Here is an 8,801-nt window from a genome sequence, read left to right as displayed (position 1 = left end):
GCTAAATTGACAAGCCGCCAGGTTTTTAAAAACATGTTCGCCACCGTCGATATGCCACAGATTGAACTCCCCCCGATGGGATCTGCCGATACAACCCGCACCAAACCCCCCCAACGGCATCCCATGAAATGGCCCATCGTCGAGATTACTCTCATAGCGGACAGTATAGGGTTTCTCCCAGTCTTGATGAAACTGACGTTGCCAAGTAGCAGTAGGCATCGACGGACGTGGTGAGGGTTCGAGCATATAAAAACGGCTGTATGAGAGATGCAACTCCCTATTGTAGACTGCCGCTGTAAATTAAAGTTATTTGTCGCTATCGATTGGGTAATCTAGATAATGAATCGACTTAATCCCTCGTCAGGGAAACGTGATGTCCCTAACTGAAAGTGAATTGAGGGAGTTTTTTACCTGCAATAATGTAGATTGACAATCGCTGAAACTAGTCTCAAAGCTGCCTTTAGAGATCGATTTTTAGGCTTCAGCGCGATCGAATAATTCGATGAGTTTGTCGATAATTTCGGGGTTGTCGGTTTTAAGTCCGACTTCGCGTTCGCTAGATTTAGTATCGGAAGTCAGGTAATTATGACTGCCTAACATGGCAAACTGACGATCGCAAACTAAGAATTTTTCATGAGTGCCCAAAACTTTGAGCTTTAATAATCGATCGTATTCAATTTGCAGTTCGGATAATCCTGGGAGGGCGTTATAATGCCAATCATTCGATTTTAATAATTCTGCTTGTGATAGGTATGCTCGATTATTATCGACATCTTTTAAATGTCCCCAGCCGATTTCGAGCGATACGCCGCGTTTTAAAGCTGCTCTCATTAGTTCGATAACATCTGAATTGATTGCATATTTAGTCAGCCAAGGGCATACTAAAATTAGTCGCGATCTCGATTGCTGTAGAGCGTCTAAAAATAACTGGCGGCTCTGGCTCCTGCCGCAGATTAAGTCGTATCGATAATTATTTGGTAGTGACTGTTTGACTACTGCAAATTGCGATTCGATTTGTTGCTGAATGAGCTGCTGAATTTGTGGATTAGTCGCAACTGTTTCGATCGCATCGATCCGATTTTTCAATCGCAAGCTATAATCATGTAAGTCGCCAAGGCTAATATCTAGGTTTTCGATTTGCTGGCTCGTATCGACTGAGGTTGTATTTGCTACTAATTGCCCAATTGTGAATTTAGTATCGGCGAGCGATGCCTGAATATTATCTCGATCTAATTCTAGTCCTGTGAGTTTCAAGAAATAGTCTGTTTTTGTATTAGAAAAATCTGACTCAATAGTCTGAATCTTGTTAGTGATTTCTGTGACAGTGCTATCGATCCTAACTATGTCCGATCGTTCTTGACGTTCTGTAAAGGCTTGTTCTAGTTCTAGAAATCGCCAGCCAATTTGTTTGATGGCATCTTCAGATACTTTGGAACTTTCTTCCAAAAGCTGAACTTTTACTTTCATTTGTTCGATCGGTGCATAGATTGAATCTTTAGCTAAATCTAATTCTAAGAAATTTAAGCTATGTTCTAACAGATCTGAGTTGTCTGAAATGTCGATCGCCGTGAGTGTTTGGATATTACTTACGATCTCTCCAAATTCTCGCTCTGTGCTAGTTAGATTAGTAGGATCTTGGCGATAATTAAATTCCTTTTCAAAATTAGAAAAATTCAAGCTAAGTTGCTTGAGAGAATCTTTAGTTAAATCGATTTCCGTTAAAAATAGACTATTATCTTTGTTCTGGATTTCTGATAGTAATGTTTCTAGTTGCTTTAATTTTTGCCGATCGGTATTGACACTTGCTACTAATTTATAGAATTCGACTGTGGTGGGAGCCGCAGGTAAAACAATTAATTGTTGCTCTAAATTTGCCAGACGGCGTTGGGATGTTGCTAATTCTTTTTGACGATTGACTAGGCTTAATGAGAGGGAAAGTGTTAGAGGCGTAGTAATATAAGCTATTTGTTGAGTCAAAATAGCCACAGCAGTACCCAATACCGATAATCCGATCGCCGCAGATTCTATGCTATTGATATGTTTTCTGATATTCACGATCTAACACTTTCGCTTCTAAAGCTAGCAACACGATGTATCTATATTCTCTGGTGTCGATCGGATATCGGGATGAAAATTGGCAATTACCTAAGTTTCAGATTGTTACAGCTAGGGCGATGGAGCGGCTGCGGGGTTTTTAAAAATATCTGTTAAGGCTTGCGATAGTGTTTCCGCCATCACAATCCGGTTTTCGTACGATACGACTACCCGAATTAGGGTGGGTAGCTCGTTTTGAGTGGCTTCGAGATAGAGCGGTTCGACGTATAATAGGGACTGGTCGATCGGGATGATGAGTAAATTTCCTTGAACTACGCGCGAACCTTGGCGATTCCAGAGCGAGATTTGGCTCGATATCGTTGGATCTTGGTTGATGCGGGCTTCGATTTGTTCGGGGCCAAAGATTTGGCGTTGTTTGGGAAAGGTGTAGACTACTAATTTGCCGTAATTATCGCCATCGGAACGAGCCGCCAGCCAAGCTACCAAATTTGTCCGCTGTTGGGGGGTATAGGGAAGCAGCAGGGTAAATTCGGGAACGGGGATGGTAGGTAAGCTGGTAATTAAATAATATGGCTCCACCAAGCGCGGCTTGTCACCATAGACTTCGGTGGGAATTTGCCACCGATCCTCGCGACTGTAAAATACCTGCGGATCGGTCATATGATAAGTCATCAACCGTTCTGATTGAATCTTGAAGACATCCTGGGGATAACGCATGTGACGACGCAAAGTTACAGGCATCGCACTCAGGGGTTTGAATAAATCGGGAAATATTTTTGCCCAGGTGGTGACGATCGGATCGCTCGGATCGGCAATGTAAAAGCTCGTAGAGCCGTGATAAGCATCGATAATGACTTTGACTGAGTTGCGGATGTAATTGATGCCTTCCTTGCCAATATCTGAGTAGGGATAGCGATCGCTGGTAGTATAGGCATCGACGATCCAATACAGATAACTAGGATCTTGGGCATCTGTCGGGTTTCCTTGAGCATCTGCCGCGACTAAATACGGATCTCGATCGTATCGTAAGAAGGGGGCGATCGATCGAATGCGGCGATCGATATTCCGACGCATTAATAATTTAGTTTCAGGCAAAAACTCTGGCGTAAGCACCATCCGCCAGTCGTTGAGATATGCGGCAAATAGCAGCTTGCGCCCCAACGAACCAATCTTAATTCCGCCCTGCCCATCATAGACGTTATAAGCATTATCATTACCGCTCGGATAATCTAATTCTTTGACTTTGGTACCCGTCATGATGTAATTATTAGTGCTTTCGCCATAATAAATGCGCGGTTTCCCAATCGGAATACTCGCCCGTGCGGGATCTGTCATTTTTAGAGGATCTTCTTTGTCGGTACCGATGTCTTTGACTAAATATTCGGGTAATCCCCCTGTAGCTACTCGATTGACGGGGCTAATAGTAAATCCATAACCGTGGGTGTAAATTAGATGTTGATTTACCCAGGTTTGCGCTTGAGCGGGTACGGCGGTGTAGTCGAGTTCCCGCGCGGCAATCAGCACTTGCTGTTGCTCGGCTGGAAAAGCCCCCCCTTTAGAAGGGGGGGTTGGGGGGGTAACATCAACTTTGGCAGAAACAGATTGTGATGTTGCAGCGGAGATTTTTACCCCACCCCAGCCCTCCCCTTTCCAAGGGGAGGGGGTAAGAGAAAGTGACAGCGGTGTATTGGCGGGTAAAGGTTTCGGTTCGCTGGCTAAAGTATATCGATCGATATCGGCATCTAAGAAGCGATAATAGAGGCGAATTTGTTGGAGTTGGCGATTGGTAGCTAGGAGCGGTTGCTTATCCCAGAGGCGAATATTCCGAATAATGCGATCGTTTGCCTTAATCTTCTGCTCGGTGAGATTTGCCTGCGGATCGAAAGTATTGACGGTAATATTATCTAGCCCAAAAGCCTGACGAGTCAATGCAATCGTCCGTTTGATATAGGGTGTTTCTCGAACTAGTTCGTTAGGTTGAACGATTAAAGTTTGAACGATCGCAGGTAAGATCGTGGTGGTACCGATCTCCATTGTTAGATACAAAATTGTTGCTACCCGGAGCAACCGATAATTCGCTCGTGCTGGTAAATAGACCGATCGCCAAAATAAATAGACCGCGATCGCCAATGCTAAAATACACAATACGCCATCGGCTGGCAGCAACACATTAATGTCGGTATAACTCGCACCAAATGATACGCCGCGCGGGGAATATAACAACTCATGACAACTCAGCAAATAGCTAAAACTCACCATCAGCATTAAGCCACCACCTAATACAGCTAGATGGCGTTGCTGTGCGTGAGAAAAGCCCCAAAATTTACCCTGACTGAGACTATCGCCAGCTAATAAATATGTCAAAAGTACGGCAATAAATCCATACAGACACATTCCCATCAGCCAAAATTCCAGCAGATCTGCCACTGGTAAACCGAAGATATACGCGCTAATATCGCGATCGAATACCGGATCTTGGTGTCCGAAACTTGTTGCTTGAAACAACGGTAGCACCCGCATCCACTGTTGAGAAATTGCCCAGGCGATCCCAATACTCAAGCTTAACCCGATCGATCTCAGTAAAAATCGCGGATAAATCTGGAGTGCGATCGTTAACATCCCCACACCCACAGCTATCCAGCCATGTCGGTATAATTGTTTACCAATTTTCCAGATTGTATCCAAATGAAATAATCGCAGTGCGGGCGGGTTGATATCGGGTAAATTAGGATCGAGGCCCCATTGACTCTTTACCGCCTGGAGATAATGAATCAAAATTATCCCAATGAGCAAACTTAAACTTAGCGTCAGAGGTAACAACCACCGGAACTGTAGGGCAGGTAAACTGCGCTGAGGTTCTGAATTGACGATCGCCAGATTCTGAGGTGCTTGCAGACGATCGACCTCAATTCGATCGAGTGATGTAAATTTGCGCGCTAGAGCGAGATTGCCCCATAAATAGGCAGCCGTGAGGATAAATACCCCCATCCCCAACAATCCTTGACTGCTGAGGCGGAGTAAATACATCGGCAAATAGCCGACTTCTTCAAACCACAACATTTCAGCCCCCAAATACGCGACAATCTCGATCGCCAACCACAATCCAAATAGCACGATCGGGATTAATAAGTATCGACTTCGAGCGGGTTTTAACGACTGAGATTTCACGATCTGTGGGCTAACCAACTAAATTTATTACTATCGATCGCGATCGTCAATTTGGACACATCCCCGACTTCTTCAAGAAGTCGGGGATATAGATAGTTAGGATTTTATTACCTAAATTTAATTTGTCAATCCATGTTCTAAAGCATAACGTACTAATTCAGTCCGACTATTAGTACCTGTTTTACCAAACAACCGACTGACGTATTTTTCAACATTTCGGACGCTAGTTTCGAGCTGCTTGGCAATTTCTTTATTCATCAATCCCGCCGCCACTAAATCTAAGACACTTTGTTCGCGCGGTGTCAGATCGATCCGGATGGGTGGTGGGGTTTTAACAATCCCACTAGTCGGATTGAGCATTCCCCGGAGTTCGGCGGCGATTTGCTTGGCAATGCCCTCCATTTCCGGATTTTGAGAGGCGGCTACGGCTACAGTTCTACGTTCTAGCAGATTTTGGACGATCGCGATCAACTCATCCGGATCGAAAGGTTTAGATAAATAAGCATCGCACCCCGCCTGATAACCAGAAATACGATCGGCTTTCATGCCTCTAGCGGTTAAGAAAATTACAGGTGTTGCCTTAAACCTGTCATCTTCCCGCATCTGTTTGAGAAACTGATAGCCATCTACCTGGGGCATCATGATATCAGAAATTACCAAATCGGGTAACTGTTGTTGCAGTAACTCCCAGGCATCTTTCGCACTACTCGCTACTCGAACGGTATATCCGCTATCTTCGAGATAAGCTTGGACTGCTTCGCGCAATCCTGGTTCGTCATCTACTAATAAAAGTTTACCTGCCATCGTGTTGCTTTCCTTTACCCTTACAGCCTACATCTCTCACTTTAACAAAACTTGTCCGGTTTACGTGCAAGCTGTCGAGTAGGAAAGCTGTTAAGCCGCACAGAGCGTGCTATAAGCACTTTGGCGGATTTCATCTGGGAGGTATTTGCTATGATGGCGAATAAGTAAATCCAATTTAAATATTGATGCTCGTCACAAATCCACCAATTCCAACATCACTCACGATCGCGATTTGGAGTTTGCGCTCCGTACCCATTACGATGCTGATCTTAATGTTTGTATTTAATAGCGGTAGCATCAACATTCCTCGGACTAATTTACATTTCTGGTTCGATGCGATCGCAATTCTGGGCGTGGTAGCGATTATTTCATATTGGAATTGGTTGAAACGATTGAGATGGAATGTCAGTTTTACGATTTATTTATATATCTTTATAATTTTAATTCTCCGCAATCCCTACGAAATTTTAACAGCCTCATCGACAGGTGAATTCAGCACGATCGATTGGCAATCTATTTTTAATAGTTTCTGGGTAGGTGGCTGGATTTTTGCGATCGGGATGTTATTAGAAGTACCGATTTCTTATCTTCGCCAGTCTAAAAGCTGGGCATGGTGGACGGCTTTAGCTATTTCAATTTGCTATGTTGCGAGTATTCTCTTCTTCTTTTCTGGCACATTAGGGATCTGGAGTTTGCTCGATTCGGATACAAAGTCTTATTTTAGGAGTTATTTACGCGATCGGAAAGCCTAATTAGAGTAAGGATTAGTAAATTGGCTTACTAAGCAATCCTAATTAAAAAGTTATCTAATCTTCTTCTTTCTCTGCGCTCTCTGTGCCTCTGCGGTTAGAAATCATCAGTTCATAATCACTAGTAAACTTGGAAATGATTTAGGATTACGATAGGTAGCGAAAAGTCTATTAAAATTAAGAGCATTAATCCAAGTTTTCATTACTTTGAATATCCCAGCCATCCCAACTAGACTAAAAATTCTGATTCTGTCAACGCCTGTAGGTGCATTGGGTTCTGGCTTGGGTGGTGGGGTAGAACTGACGATCGCCAATTTAGCACGAGAGCTACAATCGCGGGGACATACGATCGGGATTATCGCGCCTGCGGGATCAAAATTAGGCGATTTATCGATAATTCAAATACCCGGAGAACTCCAACTTACCGCTCAAACTCAGGAACTAGCAGCTTCGATCGTCATGCCTAGCAATCCGGTATTGGCGAATATGTGGGCAAAAGCCAGAACCATCCAACACGATTATGACATCATTTTTAATACAGCCTTCGATTGGCTGCCATTTTATTTAACACCATTCTTCGATCGACCGATCGCGCATTTTGTCAGTATGGGTTCGCAAATTGCCGCGATCGATTTAGCGATCGAACGTGTCGCGACGGGTTATCCTGGGACGATCGGGGTTTGTACCCGCACCCAGGCGGACACCTTTAAATTCGCCGATGCGTGTCATGTCGTTGGCGGTAGCGGTGTCGATCCGGCTGCCTATGAGTACTGCGAGGCTCCTGAAGCCGCTCTCGCCTGGTTAGGGCGGATTTCTCCTGAAAAAGCCCTCGAAGATGCCGTAGCCGCCGCCCAGCGCACGGGGCTGAAGCTGAAAATCATGGGTAAGATTCAAGATGTCGCCTATTGGGAGCAAATTCAACGAGATTATCCTCATGCGCCGATCGAATATCTTGGTTTTCTGCCTACTCACGAGTTACAGCAAGCCCTTCGCACCTGTCGGGGACTATTAATGACACCGCGCTGGGTAGAAGCCTTTGGCAATGTAGCGATCGAGGCTCTAGCCTGTGGGGTTCCAGTCATCGCTTATCGGCGCGGGGGGCCTGCGGAAATCATTACCGATGGTAAAACGGGGTTTTTGGTCGAACCAGACAGTATAGAGGGCTTAGTAGCGGCGATCGACAGGCTAGATGAAATCGATCGCTCTGCTTGTCGTCATGCCGCCGAAACAGTATTCTCGCAATCAGCCTGGGGCGATGTGATGGAAAGTTGGTTCTATAAGTTGACACTTCGGCTTCGTATCACCAAAGGCGAGACTACGCCAACAGTGCAAGAAGTTAAAAGTTGAAATACTTTTTCATCAAGCTCTAGTTTCCAAACATCGTCATTATTGCTTACAGTAATTCCGATCGATTAGGTCGGTACAGTGGCAGACTGCGCTACTGATTCTTCTATCGATATTTGGATTTCAGTTCGAGTGCAGCACAAAAGCTGTTAAGACTATTTAATAAAGCATTGTAGTAAGGATAAGCATCATCGCGATCGATCTGAAGATGATTATATAAAGCCAGTTCTGGCTCTGATACTAGAGATACCTGCGGAATATCCAATCCTGCGGCGGTTAAGCGTGTAGATGCGATCGAAATTAATAGCGATCCGATTGTATTATTTCTGCCGTGGTAAAGATCTTCCAGTCCAGGTAAGATTAGCTCCGATCCTGGCAATTCATTTAGCTCCATTATTTATCCCTCTCTGATATATTTTCACAACGCTCTATAAATTGTTCGATCTTATTTCTTAGAAGAGCGGAGTCGAGAGCAGGAAATCGAATCAATTCAGATTCAATCGTATCAAAGCAATCGCGTAGTTTTTCTAAAGTAAATAATTCCCGATCGTACATGGCTAGAACATCATCAATGTCTCGGTTATATCCTCTCGATAGTTTAGAAAGAGCTTGAGCTGTGAAATCATAATGATAAAACGATATTTCACCTTGCCGTCCGATGAAAACGCTTCTGTCACGCCA

7 protein-coding genes and 1 pseudogene are annotated in these 8,801 nt (G+C 44.3%); 2 read left to right on the top strand and 6 right to left on the bottom strand.

The features are described 5' to 3' along the window. From Q0R35_RS01015 to Q0R35_RS01000, 4 genes are all read right to left on the bottom strand, one after another. The coding region (locus Q0R35_RS01015) for a GH116 family glycosyl-hydrolase (RefSeq protein WP_366944793.1) at positions 1-246 on the bottom strand (246 nt) is incomplete at its 3' end. Positions 247-474: 228 nt separating this feature from the next. Beyond that, entirely contained in the window at positions 475-2,055 is a 1,581-nt protein-coding gene (locus Q0R35_RS01010) for a phospholipase D-like domain-containing protein (RefSeq protein WP_295613572.1), read from the bottom strand. Positions 2,056-2,166: 111 nt separating this feature from the next. Continuing rightward, positions 2,167-5,223: a UPF0182 family protein gene (locus tag Q0R35_RS01005; RefSeq protein WP_295613569.1), complete on the bottom strand. Its 3,057-nt coding sequence runs from the start codon at positions 5,221-5,223 to the stop codon at positions 2,167-2,169. A gap of 117 nt (positions 5,224-5,340) precedes the next feature. Further along, entirely contained in the window at positions 5,341-6,027 is a 687-nt protein-coding gene (locus Q0R35_RS01000) for a response regulator transcription factor (protein ID WP_295613567.1), read from the bottom strand. Positions 6,028-6,212: 185 nt separating this feature from the next. Here Q0R35_RS01000 and Q0R35_RS00995 point away from each other — a divergent pair, with 185 nt between their 5' ends. Next, entirely contained in the window at positions 6,213-6,779 is a 567-nt protein-coding gene (locus Q0R35_RS00995) for a hypothetical protein (RefSeq protein WP_295613565.1), read from the top strand. Positions 6,780-6,983: 204 nt separating this feature from the next. After that, a complete protein-coding gene (locus tag Q0R35_RS00990; protein ID WP_295613563.1) occupies positions 6,984-8,123 on the top strand; it encodes a glycosyltransferase family 4 protein in 1,140 nt (379 codons plus the stop codon). Between the two features lie 103 nt (positions 8,124-8,226). Here the strand turns inward: Q0R35_RS00990 and Q0R35_RS00985 are convergent, their stop codons facing one another. Together Q0R35_RS00985 and Q0R35_RS00980 are read right to left on the bottom strand one after the other, a co-directional pair. Continuing rightward, positions 8,227-8,514 (bottom strand): hypothetical protein, encoded by a 288-nt coding sequence (locus tag Q0R35_RS00985; protein WP_295613561.1) that lies wholly within the window; start codon positions 8,512-8,514, stop codon positions 8,227-8,229. Beyond that, positions 8,514-8,801 (bottom strand): annotated as a pseudogene (locus Q0R35_RS00980) (hypothetical protein); the annotation flags it as partial. The pseudogene Q0R35_RS00980 and the gene Q0R35_RS00985, both read right to left, overlap by 1 nt.

It is taken from the genome of Chamaesiphon sp. GL140_3_metabinner_50 (assembly GCF_025361915.1).
Taxonomy (GTDB): domain Bacteria; phylum Cyanobacteriota; class Cyanobacteriia; order Cyanobacteriales; family Chamaesiphonaceae; genus Chamaesiphon.
Note: the sequence above shows the minus strand (reverse complement) of the source record. Positions and strands in the feature narration are given on the sequence as shown.